This is a genomic window from Chromobacterium sp. HL1, assembly GCF_057418835.1.
Map to the genome: position 1 here is coordinate 4,390,850 of NZ_CP162399.1, position 19,108 is coordinate 4,409,957.

15 protein-coding genes are annotated in these 19,108 nt (G+C 67.8%); 3 read left to right on the forward strand and 12 right to left on the reverse strand.

The window, feature by feature from the left end; all coding sequences use genetic code 11:
- Position 1: 1 nt before the first annotated feature.
- The 10 genes from AB1Z25_RS20005 to invF all read right to left on the reverse strand — a co-directional run bounded on the left by AB1Z25_RS20005 (position 2) and on the right by invF (position 10,544).
- On the reverse strand, positions 2–661 hold the full coding sequence (locus tag AB1Z25_RS20005) for an EscR/YscR/HrcR family type III secretion system export apparatus protein (protein WP_107798946.1): 660 nt from the start codon (positions 659–661) through the stop codon (positions 2–4).
- The gene (locus tag AB1Z25_RS20010) at positions 651–1,544 is read right to left on the reverse strand and encodes a YscQ/HrcQ family type III secretion apparatus protein (protein WP_486636022.1); all 894 of its coding nucleotides are present in this window, start codon (positions 1,542–1,544) and stop codon (positions 651–653) included. Before AB1Z25_RS20010 ends, AB1Z25_RS20005 begins: the two co-directional genes overlap by 11 nt.
- On the reverse strand, positions 1,544–2,599 hold the full coding sequence (locus AB1Z25_RS20015) for a SpaN/EivJ family type III secretion system needle length determinant (RefSeq protein ID WP_486636023.1): 1,056 nt from the start codon (positions 2,597–2,599) through the stop codon (positions 1,544–1,546). Before AB1Z25_RS20015 ends, AB1Z25_RS20010 begins: the two co-directional genes overlap by 1 nt.
- Positions 2,596–3,048, reverse strand: coding sequence for a hypothetical protein (locus tag AB1Z25_RS20020; RefSeq protein WP_486636024.1), 453 nt, complete (start codon positions 3,046–3,048; stop codon positions 2,596–2,598). Before AB1Z25_RS20020 ends, AB1Z25_RS20015 begins: the two co-directional genes overlap by 4 nt.
- On the reverse strand, positions 3,032–4,321 hold the full coding sequence (sctN, locus tag AB1Z25_RS20025) for a type III secretion system ATPase SctN (protein WP_227105388.1): 1,290 nt from the start codon (positions 4,319–4,321) through the stop codon (positions 3,032–3,034). The genes AB1Z25_RS20020 and sctN overlap by 17 nt, the downstream gene beginning before the upstream one ends.
- A complete protein-coding gene (spaK, locus tag AB1Z25_RS20030; RefSeq protein ID WP_107800828.1) occupies positions 4,318–4,725 on the reverse strand; it encodes an SPI-1 type III secretion system chaperone SpaK in 408 nt (135 codons plus the stop codon). The genes sctN and spaK overlap by 4 nt, the downstream gene beginning before the upstream one ends.
- Before the next feature lie 15 nt (positions 4,726–4,740).
- Positions 4,741–6,801, reverse strand: a complete 2,061-nt coding sequence (locus tag AB1Z25_RS20035) for an EscV/YscV/HrcV family type III secretion system export apparatus protein (protein WP_486636025.1) — start codon at positions 6,799–6,801, stop codon at positions 4,741–4,743.
- Positions 6,802–6,908: 107 nt separating this feature from the next.
- The gene (locus AB1Z25_RS20040; protein WP_304502826.1) at positions 6,909–8,042 is read right to left on the reverse strand and encodes a YopN/LcrE/InvE/MxiC type III secretion system gatekeeper; all 1,134 of its coding nucleotides are present in this window, start codon (positions 8,040–8,042) and stop codon (positions 6,909–6,911) included.
- Positions 8,032–9,768 carry a type III secretion system outer membrane ring subunit SctC gene (sctC, locus tag AB1Z25_RS20045; RefSeq protein WP_305883571.1) on the reverse strand — a complete coding sequence of 579 codons (1,737 nt, stop codon included), beginning with the start codon at positions 9,766–9,768 and terminating at the stop codon, positions 8,032–8,034. The genes AB1Z25_RS20040 and sctC overlap by 11 nt, the downstream gene beginning before the upstream one ends.
- Positions 9,765–10,544 carry an AraC family transcriptional regulator InvF gene (invF, locus tag AB1Z25_RS20050; protein WP_107800831.1) on the reverse strand — a complete coding sequence of 260 codons (780 nt, stop codon included), beginning with the start codon at positions 10,542–10,544 and terminating at the stop codon, positions 9,765–9,767. Before invF ends, sctC begins: the two co-directional genes overlap by 4 nt.
- A 407-nt stretch (positions 10,545–10,951) precedes the next feature.
- Between invF and AB1Z25_RS20055 the strand changes: the two genes are divergently transcribed.
- The 3 genes from AB1Z25_RS20055 to AB1Z25_RS20065 all read left to right on the forward strand — a co-directional run bounded on the left by AB1Z25_RS20055 (position 10,952) and on the right by AB1Z25_RS20065 (position 18,062).
- Positions 10,952–13,402, forward strand: a complete 2,451-nt coding sequence (locus AB1Z25_RS20055; RefSeq protein ID WP_107800832.1) for a c-type cytochrome — start codon at positions 10,952–10,954, stop codon at positions 13,400–13,402.
- A gap of 9 nt (positions 13,403–13,411) precedes the next feature.
- Positions 13,412–15,289: a GMC family oxidoreductase gene (locus AB1Z25_RS20060; protein WP_486636026.1), complete on the forward strand. Its 1,878-nt coding sequence runs from the start codon at positions 13,412–13,414 to the stop codon at positions 15,287–15,289.
- A 139-nt stretch (positions 15,290–15,428) separates the two neighbouring features.
- Positions 15,429–18,062 (forward strand): hypothetical protein, encoded by a 2,634-nt coding sequence (locus tag AB1Z25_RS20065; RefSeq protein WP_486636027.1) that lies wholly within the window; start codon positions 15,429–15,431, stop codon positions 18,060–18,062.
- Positions 18,063–18,239: 177 nt separating this feature from the next.
- Here the strand turns inward: AB1Z25_RS20065 and AB1Z25_RS20070 are convergent, their stop codons facing one another.
- Together AB1Z25_RS20070 and AB1Z25_RS20075 are read right to left on the reverse strand one after the other, a co-directional pair.
- Entirely contained in the window at positions 18,240–18,629 is a 390-nt protein-coding gene (locus AB1Z25_RS20070; RefSeq protein ID WP_486636028.1) for a hypothetical protein, read from the reverse strand.
- A gap of 23 nt (positions 18,630–18,652) precedes the next feature.
- Entirely contained in the window at positions 18,653–18,934 is a 282-nt protein-coding gene (locus AB1Z25_RS20075; protein ID WP_486636029.1) for a DUF1484 family protein, read from the reverse strand.
- Positions 18,935–19,108 lie beyond the last annotated feature (174 nt).

Genomic DNA, 19,108 nt, shown 5'->3' on the forward strand with positions numbered 1-19,108 from the left:
GCTAGGTCGCCAAATCCAGGTACTGCAACACCAAGCCCTTGGACAACAAAGTCCAGCCGTCCAGCGCCACGAACAGCACCAGCTTGATCGGCACCGAAATCGTCACCGGGCTCATCATCATCATCCCCAGCGCCAGCAAGATGCTGGAGATCACCAAATCCACCACCACGAAGGGCAGGTAGAGATAAAAGCCGATCTTGAACGCGCTCTTGATCTCGCTGAGCGCGTAGGCCGGCAGCAAGGCGAAGAGGGACGGCTGTTCGTCCTCGGCCGCGTTGCCGGTTTCGCGCTCGGTGCGCTGCGCCTGGGCTTTTTCAAAGAAACTCACCAGTTCCGGATCGGAATACTTCTGCAAATAGCCGCGATAACCGTCCAGGCCGTTTTCGACGAAGTTGCTCACCGATTCCACGCTGTTGAAGCTGACCTGTTCTTCCTGGTAGTGACTGTAGGCCTGCTGCGCGATCGGCAGCATCACGAACATCGACAGCATCAGCGCGATGCCGTTGAGCGTCATATTGGACGGCACCTGCTGCAGGCCTAGCGCGTTGCGCACCATCACGAACACGATGGAGAACTTGATGAAGCAAGTCCCGGAAGCGATCAGGAAAGGCAGCAGCGTGGCGAAGGCCAGCAGCGCGATCAGCGAAATATCATTCGACATCGGCGGCTCCGCCCAGCCACTCCGTCACTTCCACCCCCAGATGGCCGGCCAGCTGCACCAGTTCGCCGCGTCCCAGCAGCGCGCCGTTGGCGCGCACTTCCACCCGCCGCTCCACGTCCGCCGGCAGGTTCAACAACTGGCCCCGGCACAAGTCCTGCAGCTCCGTCAGCGTCACCCGCCCGCGGTGCAGCACGAATTCCAGCTCCACCGGCAGCTGTCCCATGTCGCGCGCCGGCGCTTCCTGCTCCGCCGCCTGTTGCGATTCATCCCATTCCATGACGATTCCTTCCTCATACGTTTGATAAGTGCCCAGCGCGCGGTCGTGGCAGCGCACCGCCGCCGCCGGCTCGCGGATCAGCAGCACGTCGCCGCGCGTCACGCCGCGCAACAAGCCCAGGCTGATGCGGCTGTCGCCGATGACGAAGCGCAGCGGCCAGCTCAACAAGGGCGCCGGGTCCGGCGCGTCTCCGGCCTCGAACGCCGGCGCGCGCTCCAGCCACAGCGGCCCCTCGGCGCACATCACCCGCAGCAGCGGCTGGCGCGGCAAGGCGTCGCCCGGCCCCGCCTCGCCCAGGCTCAAGCGCTGGTAGGCCAGCTCCGGCATCGGCGGCGTCAGCGGCCGTTCCGCCGCCGCCAGCCATTGCGCCGCCTGCGCCTCCACCCCGGCGGACAAGGCCAGCCGCGCCAGTTCCGGCGCGGCGTTCTCCAGCCAGGCGCGCGCTTGCAGCCAGCCCTGCCAACGCTGGTCCGCGTCGGCCACAGGCAGCCACAAGCCGCCGCGTGGCGGCGTTTCCAGCGTCGCGTCCCAGCCCTGGCGCCGCCAGGCGGCGGCGGCAAGGCTCAAGGCGCGTTCACGCGCGTCGATTTGTCTGAGCGCCAGCATCAGGCGTCCTCCTCCTCATCCCGCTGCGGCTGCTGCCGGCCCTGCTCGCGGCCGTCGTCGCGGGCCATCTGCCATTGCTGCGGGTTGCCGGACTGCCATTGCTCGCCCAGCCGCTGTTGCACCAGGCTGTCCGAGGGCTGCAGGCTGAGCACGCCGCCGGGCTGGCTCTGCACGTTCACCGCGTGTTCGCCGCCCCAGCGCTGAAAGCGGTAGGTCAGGCCCGGCTGGGCCGGCTCCGGCGCGCTGGGCGCGGACGGCGTCGTCTGGCTCAAGGCAGGGTCCTGCCGCGGCCGCGCCTGCGGAGCGGCTTCGCGCGGCGGCGGCGTCGCCGGCGCGGACGGTTGGGCCGGCGGAGGCGTCAGCGCCGCGGCCGCCGGAGCGGATTCGGTCTTGCGCGTCTCTCCGCCTTCGCGCGCGGCGGCCGGCGTCGGCGTCGGGATCGGCGCGGCGGCTTCGGCTTTCGACACGGTCCGTCCGGGCGGCGGCGCGGCAGCCGGCGTCGCGATAGACGCTTCGGCGCGCACGGCGGCCACCGGAAGCGCGGCCTCGCCCTTGGCCGGCGCGTGCTCGGTTTTGCGCAGCGCCGGCTCAGCCTTGGACTGCGCCCCCAGCGTCTGCGCCACGACTTTGACCGGCACGTCGGCCGTCGGCGCCAGGCTGGCCGCATGCTGGGCCGCCAGCGCCGCGGCGGCGGCCTGCGCGCCTTGCGGCCGGGCCGCGGTCTTGCCGCGCGCGCCGGCGTCCGGTCCTTCGCCCTCGCCCAGCAGCGTCCGGCCGCGCTTGCCCGGCGCGGACAGCGCGGCTTCCGCCGCATGGCGGCCGCCGGCGCTCAGCCGCGCCGCGTTCCAGTGCGGCGGCAGCGGCGGCTGCCACAGCGCCCCGGCCGGCAGGCGGGAGCGGTCTTGCTCGCGTCCGCCGGCCTCGTCCTCGCCGTCGCGTTCCGGATCGGCGGCGTCTTGCCGCTGCCTTTGGGCTTCGCGGGCAAAGGCTTCGGCGGCGCCGTCGGCTTCGGCCGCCGGCCGGGCGTCCATGCTCGGCACGGGAATAGGCGTCATCGCTTCCATATCGTCCTCTCTTCCTGCTCGGCCTCGTCCAGCCGCAAACGCCGCATGCGTTCCTGGCGGCGCTGCAGCTTGGCCCAGCGTTGATACTTGTCTTCCTTGCGCAGCCATTGCCGACGCATGACCTGTTGTTCCTCGCGCCGGCCGGCCAGGCCCTGGCGCTGTTCTTCTAGCTGTCCGCTTTGCAGGTCCAGGTTCTGCAACTGGCGTCGCAGCACCGCCTGCTTGCGCTGCAGCGCGAACAGTTGGCCGCGGCTCATCGCCCCGGCCGGCCGTTGCGCCAGCAGCAATTGGCGCAGGCCCTGGCCCTGCGAGGCCAACGCCTCTTGCTCCGCCGCCAGCGCGCCGTCCTGGCGCGCCAGCTGAGCCAGCTCGGCCTCGCAACGCGATTGCGCCGCCTGACAACGGCGCAGCAGCGCGCCCAGCTTAGGCAACAAGCTCATGCAGGCTGCGCAGGGTGTCGGCGAAACCCGCGCCCTCGTCCACCGGTTGGCGCAGCCAGCGGCGCAGCGCCTCGCGCGCGTTCATCGCCCGGTCGTTGTCGGGGTTCTCGCCGGGGCGGTATTCGCCCAGGTCGATGAAGACTTGCAACTCTTCCAACCGCGCCATCAAGGCGCGCAGCGCCGAGGCCGCCTGCAGATGGCCGCCGTCGCAGACCTGCCCCGCCACGCGGCTGGCGCTCTTGAGCACGTCGATGGCCGGGTAATGGCCCTGACCGGCCAGCTTGCGGCTCAGATAGATGTGGCCGTCCAGGATGGAGCGGATCTCGTCCGCCATCGGGTCCGGCTCGTCGTCGCTCTCCAGCAGCACGGTGTAGAAGGCGGTAATGCTGCCGCCTCGGGTGGCGCCGGGGCGCTCCAGCAGCCGCGGCAGGCTGTCGAACACCGAGGCCGGGTAGCCACGCCGCGCCGGCGGTTCGCCGGCGGCCAGCGCCACGTCGCGCAGCGCGCGGGCGTAGCGGGTCATGGAGTCGACGAAGAGCACCACTTTCTTGCCCTGGTCGCGGAAGTACTCGGCCACCGTGGTGGCCAGCAGCGCCGCGTTGCAGCGGTCCACCGAGGAGAAGTCCGAGGTGGCGAACACCAGCGCGCAGCGCTCGCGCTTGGGCGAGGCGCGCAGCGATTCGGCGAATTCGGTCACTTCGCGGCCGCGCTCGCCGATCAGGCCTATGACGAAGACGTCGGCGTCACTCTGCTCGATCAGCATGTGCATCAGCACGGTCTTGCCGCAGCCGGCGGAGGCGAAGATGCCGACGCGCTGACCGACGCCGCAGGTCAGCAAGCCGTCGATGGCGCGCACGCCGGTGGCCAGCGGCTCGCGTATGCCCACGCGCCGCGAGTACGGCGGCGGATCGGCGTCGATGCCGCGCTCCTCGCCGCCGACGCCGGCCTCGGGCGCGAAGCGCTCGACGATGCGGCCGGTGGGGTCCAGCACCGCGCCCAGCGCCGACTCGCCTATCCAGGCCGCCAAGGCGCGGCCGGTGGGCTGCAGCACCGCCTCGCGCGACAGGCCGCGCGCGTTGCCGATCAGACTGAGCACGGCGCGCGGGCCTTGAAAGCCCACCACCTGGGCGCGGGCCACCACCTCGCGGTCCTGCCAGCTGCGGCGGATGTCGCACAGCTCGCCTATCGCCACCTCGGGCAGCGCGGCTTCCAGAATGGGGCCGGACAGGCGTTGCGGATACGCCAGCCGGCGCAGCAGGCGCGGCGCTTTCATCGCAGCAGCGACTCGCTGAAGCGTTCCAGCGCGTCGAAGAAGCCGTTCAGCGCCTCGGAGAAGCGCTTGCCGTCGGCCAGATAATCCGGGTGGGCCATCGCCTTCAGCTCCAGATAGCCGTCGTTGGCGGCCAGTTGCAGCTGGCCGCCGCGGGCGAAGTGGCAGCCCTGCATCAGGTCCTGCAGCAATTGGCCGGCGCGCTGGGCCAGCACCGCCTCGTTGTGCTCGCCCAGCCGCGACCACAGCCACACCTCGCCGTCCTGGGCGCTGACGTGGATGCTGGGCAGATCGTGCAGATCCAGCGCGATGGTGGAATGGCTGTCCAGCTCGCCCAGCAGGGCGGGATCGCAGCCGCTCTCTTCCAAGGCGGAGCGGACCAGTTGGGCGATATCCATGGCGAACATAGGCGGAATCCTTTTTTAAATGGTTTTGATCACGTTCACCGACACGCTGTCGGCGATTTCGCCGAAGGACACCACTTCCAGGTCGCGGAAGCGGGTTTCGACCAGTTTCTTGATGAAGCGCCGCACGTCCACCGAGGCCAGCAGCACCAGGTCCTTGTGCGCGATGCCCATGCCGTCCAGGCCTAGCGCGAACAGGTCCATCAGCTCGTCCGAAGCCGCCGGCTCCAGGTTGAGGAAGGCGCCGGCCGAGGTCTGGCGTATGCCCTTGCGCACCATGTCCTCCACCTCGGCGGACATCATCACCGCGCGCAGTTCGCCGCCGCTGGCGAACTTGTGGCAGATGTAGCGCGCCAGCGCGCCGCGCACATGCTCGACCAGATTGATCACGTCTTTCTCGCGCGGCGCCCACAGCGCCAGCGCCTCCATGATCAGCTTCATATTGCGCACCGAGATGCGCTCGGCCAGCAGCCGTTGCAGCACTTCGGCGATGCGCTGCACCGTGGCGTGGCGCAGCACTTCCTTGAGCAGGTCCGGGTATTTGGCCTCCAGCTGATCCAGCATGTGCTTGGTTTCCTGGACGCCGAAGTATTCGTTGACGTGGCGCGCCAGCAGCGCGGCCAGGCAGTGATAGAGCTCGTCCAGCGCCGGGCGCAGCTGGTAGCCCAGTTTGGCCAGCTTGTCGCCGTCGGCCGGGCGCACCCAGGCGCACTGGCTGGCGCCCTGGGCGCTGAACACCGGCTGCACCAGCGCGGCGGCCTCGTCCGAATAATTGATCACCCGCAGCAGATCGAAATGCAGTTCGAACTCGTCGGCGCGGATTTCGTTGATCAGCACTGCCACCCGGTTGTCCTGCAGGCCTTCGCCGTCGCGCAGCAGCATGTCCGGCAGCCTCACCCCGTAATCAATGAAGAACTGGCTGCGCAGGCGCTCGGCCAGCTGCGCCTGCTCCAGCGCGGCGCGGCGCGCCTTGGGCACCAGCAGGATCAGCGGCACGGTTTCCGCCGCCACCTTGTCCAGATTGCCGATCAGGCCCAGGGAGCTGTCCTTGCCGCTCGCCGGCGCCCCGCCGGCCGCGGCCGCCGCCGGAGACTGGGCCGCGCCCGGCGCGCCTTTGCCGGCCATGCGGCGCTTGTAATAGAACAGGCCGCCCAGCGCCGCGGCCAGGATCAGGAACACGATCAGCGGGAAGCCGGGCAGCATGCCCACCGCCAAAGCCAGCACCGCGGTCACCACCAGCACGAACGGGTTGCCCAGCAACTGGCTCATGATGTTGCGGCCCATATTGTCGCTGTCGCCGTTGACGCGGGTGACGATGAAGCCGGCGCTGATGGCGATCAGCAGCGCGGGGATCTGCGCCACCAGGCCGTCGCCGATGGTGAGCATGGTGTAGGTGGACAGCGCGGTGGACAGGTCCATGCCGTGCTGGGTCATGCCCACGGCGATGCCGCCGATGAAGTTGACGAAGATGATGATGATGCCGGCGATGGCGTCGCCCTTGATGAACTTCATCGCGCCGTCGAAGGAGCCGTAAAGCTGGCTTTCGCGCTCCAGCACGCTGCGGCGTTCGCGCGCGCCGTCGGCGTCCACGATGCCGGCCTTGAGGTCGGCGTCGATGCTCATCTGCTTGCCGGGCATGCCGTCCAGCGAGAAGCGCGCCGCCACCTCGGCCACCCGCTCCGAGCCCTTGGTGATGACGATGAACTGCACCACGGTGACGATGGAAAACACCACGAAGCCCACCGCCAGGCTGTCGCCGATGACGAACTGGCCGAAGGTGTTGATGATCTCGCCGGCGTCCGCCTCGATCAGGATCAGGCGGCTGGTGCTGATGGACAGCGCCAGCCGGAACAGGGTGGTGATCAGCAGCACCGAGGGAAAGGTGGAAAAGCTGAGGATGCGGTCGATGTAGAAGGAGCCCATGAACACCAGCACGGCGATCACGATGTTGAGGCCGATCAGGAAGTCCACCAGATAGGTGGGCAGCGGGATGATCAGCATCGCGATGATCATCACCATCAACAGCAGGATCAGCAATTCCGGCCGCGAGCGCGCGCCGTTGAGCAGGGAATTAAACACCGTTAGTCATCCAAAGCGATTCGATATTGGCGACGGGCCGCGGCCCGCCGGGAAAAACAGCCAGGCAAGACGGGACGTGTCCCCCCGCCTTGCCTGGCGGCTCTCGTTTACTCCGCGCCGCCGCCCTCGGCCTCGCGCCGGCGCTCGGCCAGCTCGTGGCGATAAGCGATGGCGGCCAGGCGGCGGAATTCCTCCTGCAAGGCGTCCAGCCAGCGTTCGTCGACGAACAACTGCGGCGGCAGCGCCTTGCAGGCCTGGTACAGCGCCTGCAGCAAGGTGGAATGCTCGCTGTGGCGGCTGAGCAGGGCGGTGTCGCCCACCGTCTCCGCCAGCAGGCCGTCCAGCTGCTGCGGCTGTTGCAGCAGCGACAGCAGGAACAACAGCCAGTCCGCCTCGCTGGGGTTGAAGGCGCATACCTGCGGGTTGGCCAGCATGCGGCCGACGAAGAGCGCGTCGGCCGAACGCAGCAGCTTGAGCTGGCTCAGCCGGCCCAGCAGGTTGCCGAACTCCAGCCGCGAACAGCTGGCGTCCAGCGAATCGATGTCGGCCAGCAGCGCGCCTTCGATGAAATCCAGCACCACCGCCCGGCGCTGGTAGCCGTAGCTGCCCACCCAGTCGGCGTAAATCTCCACTTCCGCCGCCTCGCTCTCCAGAAACTGGCGGTAGCTGGCGCGCAGCAGGCCGGGGCTCAGGGACAAAGCCTTGCCGAACAGCCTCGCCTTCAGCGCGCAATTGATGCCGGCCTTCAAAGGCTTGGCCTCGGCTTGCTCCTCCACCTGCTTGAGCAGGGCCTGCAGGCGTTTGCGCACCACCTCGTCCAGCTGACGGCGGCGCAGCAGTTCGCGCAGCACCAGCACCAGATCGCTGTCGTCCGGGAACAAGGAACGCGCCTGGCGCAGCAAGTCCTCGGCGCTGATCCCGTGGGACTTGGCCACGTTCACGATCTGCTGCGCCTTGGGCTGGGCTTCCTCGTCCAGCACCCGTTCGAAACTGTCGGCCAGATGGCCCAGCTTCTTGTCGTAATCGCGGCGGTTGCGGAACTGGGTCAGCGCCGCCGACATTTCATCGGTGGACTGGACGAAGCGCTGCACCTCGGCCGCCGGGCTGGCGTCCTCCACCTGCTGCGCGTCCGCCTGCCGGGCCTCGCCCTGGCGCTGGGCGTCGCGCTGGGCGTCCAGCTTGCCCTGGTGCTTGGGCGAGCGGACGCCGAAGACCGGCGGCGGACGGCCGCTAATGTCCACGCGTCGCGCCCTTGGCCGCGCCCTCGGCGCGCTGTTCGCGGTCCAGATAATCCCGCACCCATTGCTGCAGCGGATCGCTGGAGATGCCGCCCTCCTTGGCCACCGCCGCCGACAGATCGCTGGCGTCCGGCGTCAGCGGGTCGTCGATCTCGCGCGGCTGAATCAGGAACACGCGCACGGTATTGCTCTGGTTCTGGCTGCGGTAGCGGAACAGGCCGCCCACCAGCGGCAAGCTGCCCAAGAACGGCACCTTGTTGTTCTGTTCGATATTGGCGTCGCGGGTGTAACCGCCTATCAACAGGCTCTTGCCCTGCGGCACCCGGGCCACGGTGCTGATGCGGGTGCGGCCCACCTCGGGCAAGGCGTCCTGCGGGTCCTTGTCGTAATCCGGACTCTTGGCCTCGCGGCCGTCCTCGATATTCAGCGACATCTCGATCTGGCCGTCGGCGGAGAAGCGCGGCAGCACGCTGACCAGGGTGCCGTAGGTCACGTGCTGCAGGCTGGCATTGCGCTCGCCCACCAGCTTGGCGTAGAAGGTGCGGTTGTTGTCGAAGATGGCCGGCACGTTTTCCTGGGTCAGCACCACCGGGCGCGACACCACATTGGCCTTGTTCTTCTGCGACAGCGCCATCACCGAGGCGATGAAGCGGGTGCCGTCCAGCGTGCTGATCGAATTGCTGGGGTTCAGCGCCACGCCCAGCTTGTTGCCCACGGTGACGCTGCCGCTCCAGTTGACGCCCAATTGATCCAGATCGCCCTTGTCCAGATCGATGATCCACAGCGACAGCTCCACATGGCGCTTGGCCACGTCCAGCGCCAGCGCCAGGTTTTCGATGAAGCGCACCTGTTCGGTGGTGCCCTTGATCAGCAAGCTGTTGGTGTCCGGATAGGCGATCACCTTGATGTCGCCGGCCGCCGTGTCCTGCTTCAGCGCGTCGGGCAGGCTGAGGCCGGCCTGGTAGGCCGGCGCCTTGAGCTCCCCGCCGGCGGGGAAGTCCGGCATCGCCGGGATGTCGCTGCCCCGCGCCGGCGGCCGCGCCGGATTGGCGGCGGTCTGCAAGGGCTTGTCCTCGCCCTGCAGCAGCTTCTCTATCACCGTGGCCATGCCGGGGATGACGATTTTCTGGTCGCGCAACTCATAGCTGCGGTCGCTGACGAAGGTGTTGTTGAGCCGCACCACGCCGATCTTCTGCCGACCCAGCTCGATGCCGTCGCTCTGCTTGTCCATGAAGCCGGCGGCGTTGACCACCAGATCCACGAAGACCGGCGGCCCGGACACGTAGAAAGTGCCGCTGCGGTTGTCTCCGCGCAGCGGATAGCGCTTGTCGTAGAGGCCGGACTTGCGCAGGAAGTCGTTGAAGGCGGAGAGCGAGACATTGCGCAGCGACACCACCGCGTTGCGGGTTTCGCTGGCGTCGTAGACGTAGATGGCCTGGCCGTCGTGATACCAGATCAGGCCCAGCTGCTGGGTCATCTTGTCCAGCAGCGCCTGCGGATTGGCCAGGTCGAAATCGCCGCTGATCTGCTTGCGCGCCGCCTGCTTGCTGACGATCACCGGCTTTTTCAGCCGCGAGGAAATCGCGTCGAAGAAAGAACGCAGGCCCTCCTTCTTGGCGACGTAGCCGGCGGAGTCGGCGGCGCGCGCCGGTTCCGGCGCGGCGGCGGCCGGCAGGGCCGCGAGCAGCGTCGCGGCCAGCAGCGCGGCGGATAAAAAGCTTCGATTCATTTGGTGGCCAGTTGAATGATATTGGACAGACCGCGCGGCGAAACGCCGATCAGTCCCTTGATTTCGTTGGAAAAATGCGACGACGAGGCGTAGCCGTGCTTGAGCGCCACCTGGGTCAGGTTTTCCCGTCCCTCCGCCACGTCCAGCAGCGAGCGGGCCATGCGCCAGTCGCGCAGCTCGGTCTTGGCCGCGTTGCCCAAGGCGTGGCGGCACAAGCGGCGGAAGTGGGAGTAGGACACGCCGTAGCGTTCGCCCAGCGCCTGCAGCTTGTCGCCGCAGGTGGACTGGGCCAGCAGGAAGCGCACCAGCCAATAGCTCTCGCTGCGGCGCAATAGCGACAGCAGCGCGGCGAAGGCCGGCGACGGCGTCAACACTTGCAGCAAGAACCAGTATTCGCAGCGCTTGCGGTCCTGCCAGGCGCTCAGATCGGCCAGCGGCAATTGCGCGCAACGCGCCTCGCCAGCCGGCGCGTCCGCGTCGCGGGCCTCGTCGGTCTTGGCTTCGTCGACAAAAGCCAGCAGCTTGCTCAAGGGCTCCAGCCGGACCGGCTGGAAGGCCAGCGCGCCGGCGGCCACGCTCACATCCACGCGGTCCAGCAGCAGCAGGCCCTGCCAATCCGCCGCCAGGGTCAGCGTTTCCGCGCCCTCTTCCCAGCTCAATTCCAGCCGCGCCTCTTCCCGGCGCGGCGGCAGCAGCCAGACGTCCTGGGCCGGCGCGCAGCGCTTGGCGGCGGCCTCCAAAGTCTCCAGCGGGAGCAACACATCGTTATCGGTCATCGGTCAAACGCCCTGCCGGGCTCGTGCTTGGACCGGGAAAGTGTCCCCCAGCGCCGCGGGCGAATCCTGATGCAAATCTGATGGGGTCCCGAGTTTTCGCTCCAGCGCCCGCCAGATAGAAAGAACAGGCCCGCCGCGACGGCCCTCGCGCGGCGCAGGCCGCAGCGAGCGCGCAGGCGCGCCCCGCTTGAACCGGGATCAGCGCCGCGATTATCCCTTTCCCCGCCGCGGGCAACTTTCAACTATCGACCATGGCGCCGGCTTTTCGCCATCCGTAAGAACGCTCAGCAAAACTACGCGGGCGCGGCCGCGCCGCCGCCGTGCTATAGGCAGAGATAGGCCCGACATGCCAAATAAATGATCGAACCAAAATCAAAAACCGCCGTGCTGCCGATGGAGAGAATGCGATGGCCCAGTTGACCCCTACCCTGCGCCGGGGAGCGGCGTTGCTCTTGCTGTTGAGCCTGGCCGGCTGCCGGGACGGCGAGCCCAAGCCCGGCACCGTGCTGGACGAAGCCAAGCAGGCCCAACGCACGGTGGAATCCTTCCCCGCCGCCGACGAGGACTACTTCAAGGACATGGACAGCGCGGTGGCGCTGGACGCCGCCGAAGTCAAAGGCCGCAACACCTGGCTGGTGTGGACCGGCGGCAACGACAGGCTGTGGGATAAGCTCGCCACCGTCAGCGTGGGCAATCTGGACCTGCTCAAAACCCTGTCCTCCCACCCCGGCCTCAAGTTCAGCCGCGACAACCGCTGGAACTATCTGGGCCTGGTCAACGAGCCCTGTTTCGACAAGGCGGGCGGCCCGGACGACAAGCGCTTCGGCCTGTGGCTGGACCAACGCCGCGCCGATTGCCCGAAAGACCCGTTCGAGAACGAGCAGAAATATCCGGGCGTGGCCATAGGCGCGCGCGGCAAGAACCTGCCCGCCGGCTCCTTCTACGGCTACGCCACCGGCGTGGTGGGCCTGCGCCTGTTTCCCAACCCGGCCTTCGACGAAGCCGCGGCCAAGAAATGGGACGCCAAGCGCTATTACGAAGACCCGACGTATTACAACGACAAGGACCTGATCCGCCCCTACCGCGTGGGCATGTCCTGTGCGTTCTGCCACGTCGGCCCCAATCCGGTGAAACCGCCGGCGGACCCGGAACATCCGAAGTGGGAAAACCTGAGCTCCAACGTCGGCGCCCAGTATTTCTGGGTGGACCGCATCTTCTCCTGGCAGGCCGACCCCAGCAGCTTCCCCTTCCAGCTGTTCCACACCTCGCGCCCCGGCGCGCTGGACACCTCGCTGATCTCCACCGACTCCATCAACAACCCGCGCACCATGAACGCGGTGTACGGCCTGGGGCCGCGGCTGGACATCGCCAAGCGCTGGGGCAAGGAAACCCTGGCCGGCGGCGGGCTCAACAACAAGCAGTTCAACGACTTCGTCAAAGACGGCCCGCTGACCCAGTTCTTCCAGCCGCCCAAGACCGTATGGACGCCGCGGGTGCTGAAAGACGGCTCGGACTCGGTGGGCGCGCTGGGCGCGCTGAACCGCGTGTATCTGAACATCGGCCTGTTCAGCGAGGAATGGCTGCTGCATTTCAACCCGCTGGTGGGCGGCAAGACCATCACCCCGATCCAGATCGCGGACGCGCGCAAGAACTCGGTGTACTGGCAATCCACCGAGCAGCAGACCGTGAACATGGCGCTGTTCTTCCTGAAGAGCACGGACCCGCACAAGCTGAAGGACGCCCCCGGCGGCGAGCAATACCTGAGCCGCGACGCCGCCCAACTCAGCCGCGGCAAGGTGGTGTTCGCGGAAAACTGCGCGCGCTGCCACTCCAGCAAGCTGCCGCCCAAAGTGCCGCCGCTGGACCCCACCGCCGGCTGCGCCGGCCCGGACTACCTGGGCTGCTTCAACAAATACTGGGACTGGACCAAGACCGAGGACTTCAAATCGCAAATGCGCCAGATCGTCCAGGCCGACGACTTCCTGAAGGACAACTACCTGTCCACCGAGCTGCGGGTGCCGGTGACCTTGCTGCAGACCAATGCCTGCAGCCCGCTGGCCACCAATGCGCTCAAGGGCAATATCTGGGACAACTTCTCGTCCAAAACCTATAAAGACCTGCCCTCGGTCGGCGAGATCACCGTGCACAACCCCTTCACCGGCGCGCCCTCGCAATACAAGATGCCGGCCGGCGGCCGCGGCTACACCCGTCCCGCCTCCTTGATCAGCGTCTGGTCCACCGCGCCCTTCCTGCTCAACAACAGCCTGGGCAAATTCAATCCCAGCCCGTCGGTGGCCGCGCGCATGGAGTCCTTCAACGACTCCATCCAGAAACTGCTGTGGCCGGAAAAACGCGAGAAGGACACGATGCTGGGCGCCAAAATCCCCGGCCTGATAGACCGCACCACCGCCCGCAGCTATCTGCGCGTGCCCACCGGCTACCTGCCGGACGCGCTGCAAGAACTGCAAGGCCCGCTGCAACGCTATCTGCCCTGGCTGTTCGGCAAGGACGGCGTGGAACTGGGCCCGATTCCGGCCGGCACCCCGGTCAATCTGATCTCCAACCTGCAGGTGACGCTGGACAACCCCTCGCTGGGCGAACGGCTCAAGCACGACAAGAAGCTGCTGGACCTGCTGCTCAAGATCAAGCACGACCTCAAGGCGCTGCCGCCGGGCGCCAGCGACGAAGAGGCGCGCAAGGTGTTCGCCAACCTGGCGCAGCCGATGCTTGAGCTGAGCACCTGCCCGGACTTCGAGGTCAACCGCGGCCATTACTTCGGCACCGGCTACCAAAGCAAGGAACCCGGCCTCAGCGACAGCGACAAGTACGCGCTGATCGAATTCCTGAAAACCTTCTAAAGGCGCTCCATGGACGAATACGAATACATCGTGGTGGGTTCCGGCGCCGGCGGCGGCACGCTGGCGGCGCGGCTGGCCGAGGCCGGGCACCGGGTCATGCTGCTGGAGGCCGGCGGCGACCCGCGCGCGCTCAAGGGCGGCGACGCCTGGCAGCCCCAGGCGGAACGGCTGCCCGACGATTACGATGTGCCGGTGTTCCACGCGCTGGCCTCGGAAAACGAAGCAATGAAGCTGGACTACTTCGTCCGCCACTACGCCGACGACGCCCAGCAAAAGCGCGACCCCAAATACCGCGCGCAATGGAACGGCCAGAACGTGGACGGCGTGCTCTATCCGCGCGCCGGCGCGCTGGGCGGCTGCACCGCCCACAACGCCATGATCACCGTCTACCCGCACAACGCGGACTGGGACGGCATCGCCCAGCTCACCGGCGACCCCAGCTGGCGCGCGGACCACATGCGCGGCTATTTCGAACGGCTGGAGAACTGCCACCACCGCCCGCTCTACCGCTGGCTGGGCCTGCTCGGCGTCAACCCCACCCGCCACGGCTGGCGCGGCTGGCTGCAAACCGAGAAGGCGATCCCGGAATCCGCGCTGGGCGACGCCGGCCTGGTGGACACCCTGCTGGTGTCGGTGGACAAGGTCTTCCAGGAGGTGGACGTGCCGCACCGCAGCTGGCGCTGGCTGCTGCAAGGCCAGGCCGATCCCAACGACTGGCGGCTGGTGCGCGACAACGCCGTCGGCGTCTGCTACCCGCCGCTGGCCACCCGCAATCATCAGCGCAACGGCAGCCGCGAACGGGTGCTGGACGCGGCGGCCCGCCACCCGGACCGGCTGCGCGTCGAGCTGGACGCGCTGGCCACCCGGGTGCTGTTCGACGAAGGGCAGCGCGCGGTCGGCGTGGAATACCTGAAGGGCGCCGGCCTTTACCGCGCCAGCGGCCGGGTCAGCGACGCCGCCGGCGAGCGCCGCGAAGTCCGCTGCAGCCGCGAAGTCATCCTGGCCGGCGGCGCCTTCAACAGCCCTCAGCTGCTGATGCTGTCCGGCATCGGTCCGGCCGCCCATTTGCAAGAGCACGGCATCGCGCCGCGGGTGGACCTGCCCGGCGTCGGCCAGAACCTGCAGGACCGCTACGAAGTGGGCGTGGTCAACCGGATGAACTTCAAGCACTGGGAAGTGTTGAAAGACGCGGAATTCGCGCCCGGCGACCCGCAATACAAGCAATGGGCGGAAGGCCGCAAGGGCGTTTACACCACCAATGGCGCGGTGCTGGCGGTGATCCGCCGCTCGGCGCAGGAACGGCCGCTGCCGGACCTGTTCTGCTTCGCGCTGCTGGGCCTGTTCAAAGGCTATTTCCCCGGCTACTCGCGCCTGTTCCCCGAACACCTGAACTACCTGACCTGGGCCATTCTCAAGGCGCACACCAATAACCGCGCCGGCACGGTGAAGCTGCGCTCCGCCGACCCGCGCGACCCGCCGGACATCAACTTCCACTACTTCGAGGAAGGCAGCGCCGGCGGCGATCAGGATCTGGACTCGGTGGTGGAAGGCATCAAGTTCGTGCGCAGCCTGACCGCCGATCTGAAAAAGCAGAACCTGATCGCGGAGGAGGAACTGCCCGGCGAGGCGCTGCAAAGCGATGACGAACTGCGTCAGTTCGTCCGCGACAACGCCTGGGGCCACCATGCCTCCTGCAGCTGCGCGATCGGCGCGCGCGAAGCCGGCGGCGTGCTGGACAGCCGCTTCCGCGTCCACGGCGTCAGCGGCCTGCGCGTGGTGGACGCCTCGGTGTTTCCGCGCATTCCCGGCTTCTTCATCGTCTCCGCGGTCTACATGATCGCGGAGAAGGCGGCGGAGGCGATTTTGGAAGACGCCAAGCGCTCATAAGCGCTGCGGGATGGCGTCCAGGCGCGAACCGGCCTTGCCGAGTGGCCTTTAGGCGTGGAGAGGATAGGGAAGCAAACCCATATCATCTCCCCGCCCCACCCGCGCCGCCACCTCGACCCATTCCGTCGGAAAGGACCCGATGAGCACCCCGACCCAGCCCTTCTCCCAAGTCCACGCCGACGAACGCGCCGGCCTCGCCGCCGCGCGGGCGGAAGAAGGCGTGGAACGTCCAGGCGGCGGCGAAGCGCCGCAAGCCGGCCTCGCCTTCTCCGGCGGCGGCATCCGCAGCGCCACCTTCAACCTGGGCGTGCTGCAGGCGCTGGCCAGCAGCCGCTGGCTGCGCGAGTTCGACTACCTGTCCACCGTGTCCGGCGGCGGCTACCTCGGCGGCTGGCTGTCCGCGCTCAAGCGCCGCGCCGGCAATGCCGGCATGGAACAGACGCTGCGCGACCATCAGGGCCGCCAGCCGGCCATCCAGTTCCTGCGCGACTACAGCAACTACCTGACGCCCAAGACCGGCCTGTTCAGCCTGGACACCCTGTCCGCCGTCATCACCTACTGGCGCAACTTCATCCTCAACCAGATCGTGCTGCAAAGCCTGCTGCTGGCGCTGCTGCTGGGCCCCCATTTCCTGGTGGGCCTGGCGCGCAGCCTCGCCGCCTGGCCCTACGCGGGCACCGCCGCGCTGGCCGTGGCCGCCGCCTCCGCCGTGCTGTCCGCCCTGCTGGCGCGCGCCACCACCCGCGACGGCAAAACCGCCGCCTCGCCCAATGCCCCGGCCTGCAGCATAGGGCTATTGCTGCTCTTCTGTTACGCGATGGCGGTGTTCACCCTCCAGCAACTGGAAAACCGCGCCGATTTCTGGCACCAGCTGCCGCTGTGGCGGGTGGCCCTGGTCTCCAGCCTGGCCTACGCCGGCTACTGGGCCTTGCTCGCGCGCGGCTTCAGCCAGCTGCGCGGCAACGGCTATCTGCGCAGCGTGCTGTGGGCGCTGCTGGCCGGCCTGGCCGGCGGCGGCAAGCTGTGGCTCTTGCTGCAGGCGCTGGATTACGGCCTGGGCATCCGCGCGCCGCTGGCCCAGGCCTGGTATGTGGTGGCCGGCGCCTTCGCCGTGCTGCCGCCGGTGTTCGCCCTCAGCGCCGCGCTGCACATCGGCCTGGTCAAACGCAGCTTCTCCGATCTGCAGCGCGAATGGTGGTCGCGCCTGGGCGGCCTGCTGCTGGCGCTGGATCTGGCGCTGGTGCTGCTGTTCCTCGTGGTGGCGCTGTCGCTGCCGCTGCTGGCGGTGACCGCCGACTGGCTGCGCGCGCTGACCCTGCCGGCCTGGCTGCTGACCACCTTGGCCGCGGTCTGGCAAGGCCAGTCCGCCAAAACCGGCTGCGGCCAGTCCGCCGGCTGGCGCGACCTGGTCGCCCGCATCGGGCCTTACGTCTTCGTCGCCGGCTTGCTGATCCTGCTCAGCGCCGGCCTCAGCTGGCTGCTGGCGGCGCTGGAGATCCACGCCGACGGCTGGCAGCTGCGCCAACAGTTGTGCGGCTTTCAGCGCTGCGGCCTCAGCGATTGGACCGCGCTGCATTTCGCCGCCTCGGAACAACAGGGCATGGGCGGCGGGCTGTACGCGGCGCTGATCCTGGCCTTCGTCGGACTGGCCGTGTTCGCCTCCTCCCGCTTCGACATCAATCTGTTCTCGCTGCACAACTTCTACCGCAACCGGCTGACGCGCGGCTATCTGGGCGCCAGCGCGCCGCAACGGGCGGACACGGTCAACCGCTTCACCGGCTTCAACGCCGGCGACGACCTGCCGCTGGCCGAGCTGGCCGGCTCGCCTTCCGGCCCGCCGCAGCGGCCCTACCACCTGATCAACACCGCCCTCAATCTGGTGGCCGGCGACGACCTGGCCTGGCAGCAGCGCAAGGCCGCCTCCTTCACCTTCACCCCGCTGTACTGCGGCTACAAATTTCCCGACAGCGCGCCGGAAGTCATCGACGCCTTTGTGCCCACCCGCGCCTATATGCACGACGACGCCACCGGGGCCGAGCAGGGACCGATGCTAGGCTCGCTGATGGCGGTGTCCGGCGCCGCGGTCAGCCCCAACCAGGGTTATCACAGCTCTCCGGCGGTGACTTTTCTGCTGACGGTGTTCAATGTGCGGCTGGGACGCTGGTGCCCCAATCCGGGCAAGCCCGGCGCCGCGCTGCAGGCGATGTCCCCGCCGCAAGGCTGGGTCTATCTATTGAATGAATTGCTGGGCCGGACCAACGCCCGTTCGGACTTCGTCTATCTCAGCGACGGCGGCCACTTCGAAAACCTGGGCCTGTATGAACTGCTGCGCCGGGAATGCCGGCTGATCGTGATCAGCGACGCCGGTCAGGACGAACAAATGACTTTCGAGGACCTGGGCAACGCCATCCGCAAATGCCGGATAGACCTGGGCGCGGAAATCCACATCGACGTGGACGCCATCCGCCGCGATCCGGCCACCGGCCTCAGCCGGTCCGCCTTCGCCGTCGGCTACATCCGCTACGCCTCCGGCGCCAACGGCCACCTGCTCTACCTGAAGCCCTGCCTGCAAGGCCAGGGCATGGAGCCGGTGGACGTGCTGCAATACCAGGCCGAGCATCCGGCCTTCCCGCACCAGTCCACGCTCAATCAGTGGTTCGACGAATCCCAGTTCGAGAGCTACCGCAAACTGGGGCTGTGCATAGGCGAACAGGCGGTGCGGGAACTGGACCGCAACGGCGCGGGCTGGCTGGCCGCGGACGGGGGAGCCTAAACGGAAGCAGGCCGGACCTTCCCGAGCCGCCGGACAGCAGCGAGTTGGCGGGTATCGCCTGACGGCTCCACCCTCCCTACCCAAACGCAGCCCAAACACGGCTCCAACTGTAGGGTGGGTGGAGCGCAGCGATACCCACGCGGAAACGGGTGCGACGCCACACCGCCGGACAGCCGGCTACGGCGTCCCCCACATGGTGTGTTGCCTTTGGACGGCCAAAGGCTCCGGCATTGGCACGCCTACCAAGGCCTGGCGGGCGGTGACCATATTGCTGAAGCCCGCCAGCCGATAACACTGCCGCACACAGGTGTCGCGGTTGGTCCACTTCCCGGACGCCCACATCCGCAACAAGGCGGTACGGGCTGGCTCGTGCTCACCGCGCCATTGGTCCCAAAGCTCAAAACCCACCTGCGCCCGCCTGATCTCCAGATGAATGCTGGCGGTGTCGGCCGGATGGTCCGGGTGCTCGTCCGTCAACGCAATGGCCCCGATGCGCTCTTCATAGGCGGAGATCAAACTGGCGGCGCGTTTGAGGACGTCGTGGTGCTGGATCAGCAGCCTCATCATGACAATGCTCTCCTTGGCCGCCATCACAACACTCCGTTGACGTGCTCCAGACCGCGTTGCAAACGCTGCTGTATCGGCTCCAGCAAGGCCAGCGCCTCCTCGCTGCTGAACAGCAAGGGCTCGTCGCGGCGTTCCAACAAGGTGATCAAGGCTTGTAAACCAGTGTGGGCGGCGCGCATGTCCATCACGCCCCGCAGCAGGGCGGTGTCCAGTTCGATATAGCAATGGTCCAGTTGCCGGCCCAATTCGCCCAGTTTCGTCACATCGCCGGCGGCGGCGGGCAAACGCTGGGAACATGAATACAACTGCTCCATCACCGGCACAGTGGCGGGCGTGGGGTGTTGGCCTGCGCAGTGAGGACAGGCGGGCGGCGGCATGGCGGGGGAAAAGTAGAGAAGGTCATCACGGTCTCCATGTCATCTTTGGAAACCTGCCCAGGCGAGGCTGGGACAGGCACATGACAAGGTTGCAAAACCGGC

Excerpts from the sequence above, each read along its gene's own strand:
- sctC (WP_305883571.1), bottom strand. The coding sequence starts at position 9,768 with ATGAATCGAAGCTTTTTATCCGCCGCGCTGCTGGCCGCGACGCTGCTC.
- AB1Z25_RS20010 (WP_486636022.1), bottom strand. The coding sequence starts at position 1,544 with ATGCTGGCGCTCAGACAAATCGACGCGCGTGAACGCGCCTTGAGCCTT.
- spaK (WP_107800828.1), bottom strand. The coding sequence starts at position 4,725 with ATGTTCGCCATGGATATCGCCCAACTGGTCCGCTCCGCCTTGGAAGAG.
- AB1Z25_RS20065 (WP_486636027.1), top strand. The coding sequence starts at position 15,429 with ATGAGCACCCCGACCCAGCCCTTCTCCCAAGTCCACGCCGACGAACGC.
- AB1Z25_RS20020 (WP_486636024.1), bottom strand. The coding sequence starts at position 3,048 with ATGAGCTTGTTGCCTAAGCTGGGCGCGCTGCTGCGCCGTTGTCAGGCG.
- AB1Z25_RS20005 (WP_107798946.1), bottom strand. The coding sequence starts at position 661 with ATGTCGAATGATATTTCGCTGATCGCGCTGCTGGCCTTCGCCACGCTG.
- AB1Z25_RS20070 (WP_486636028.1), bottom strand. The coding sequence starts at position 18,629 with ATGATGAGGCTGCTGATCCAGCACCACGACGTCCTCAAACGCGCCGCC.
- AB1Z25_RS20015 (WP_486636023.1), bottom strand. The coding sequence starts at position 2,599 with ATGACGCCTATTCCCGTGCCGAGCATGGACGCCCGGCCGGCGGCCGAA.
- AB1Z25_RS20055 (WP_107800832.1), top strand. The coding sequence starts at position 10,952 with ATGGCCCAGTTGACCCCTACCCTGCGCCGGGGAGCGGCGTTGCTCTTG.
- sctN (WP_227105388.1), bottom strand. The coding sequence starts at position 4,321 with ATGAAAGCGCCGCGCCTGCTGCGCCGGCTGGCGTATCCGCAACGCCTG.
- invF (WP_107800831.1), bottom strand. The coding sequence starts at position 10,544 with ATGACCGATAACGATGTGTTGCTCCCGCTGGAGACTTTGGAGGCCGCC.
- AB1Z25_RS20060 (WP_486636026.1), top strand. The coding sequence starts at position 13,412 with ATGGACGAATACGAATACATCGTGGTGGGTTCCGGCGCCGGCGGCGGC.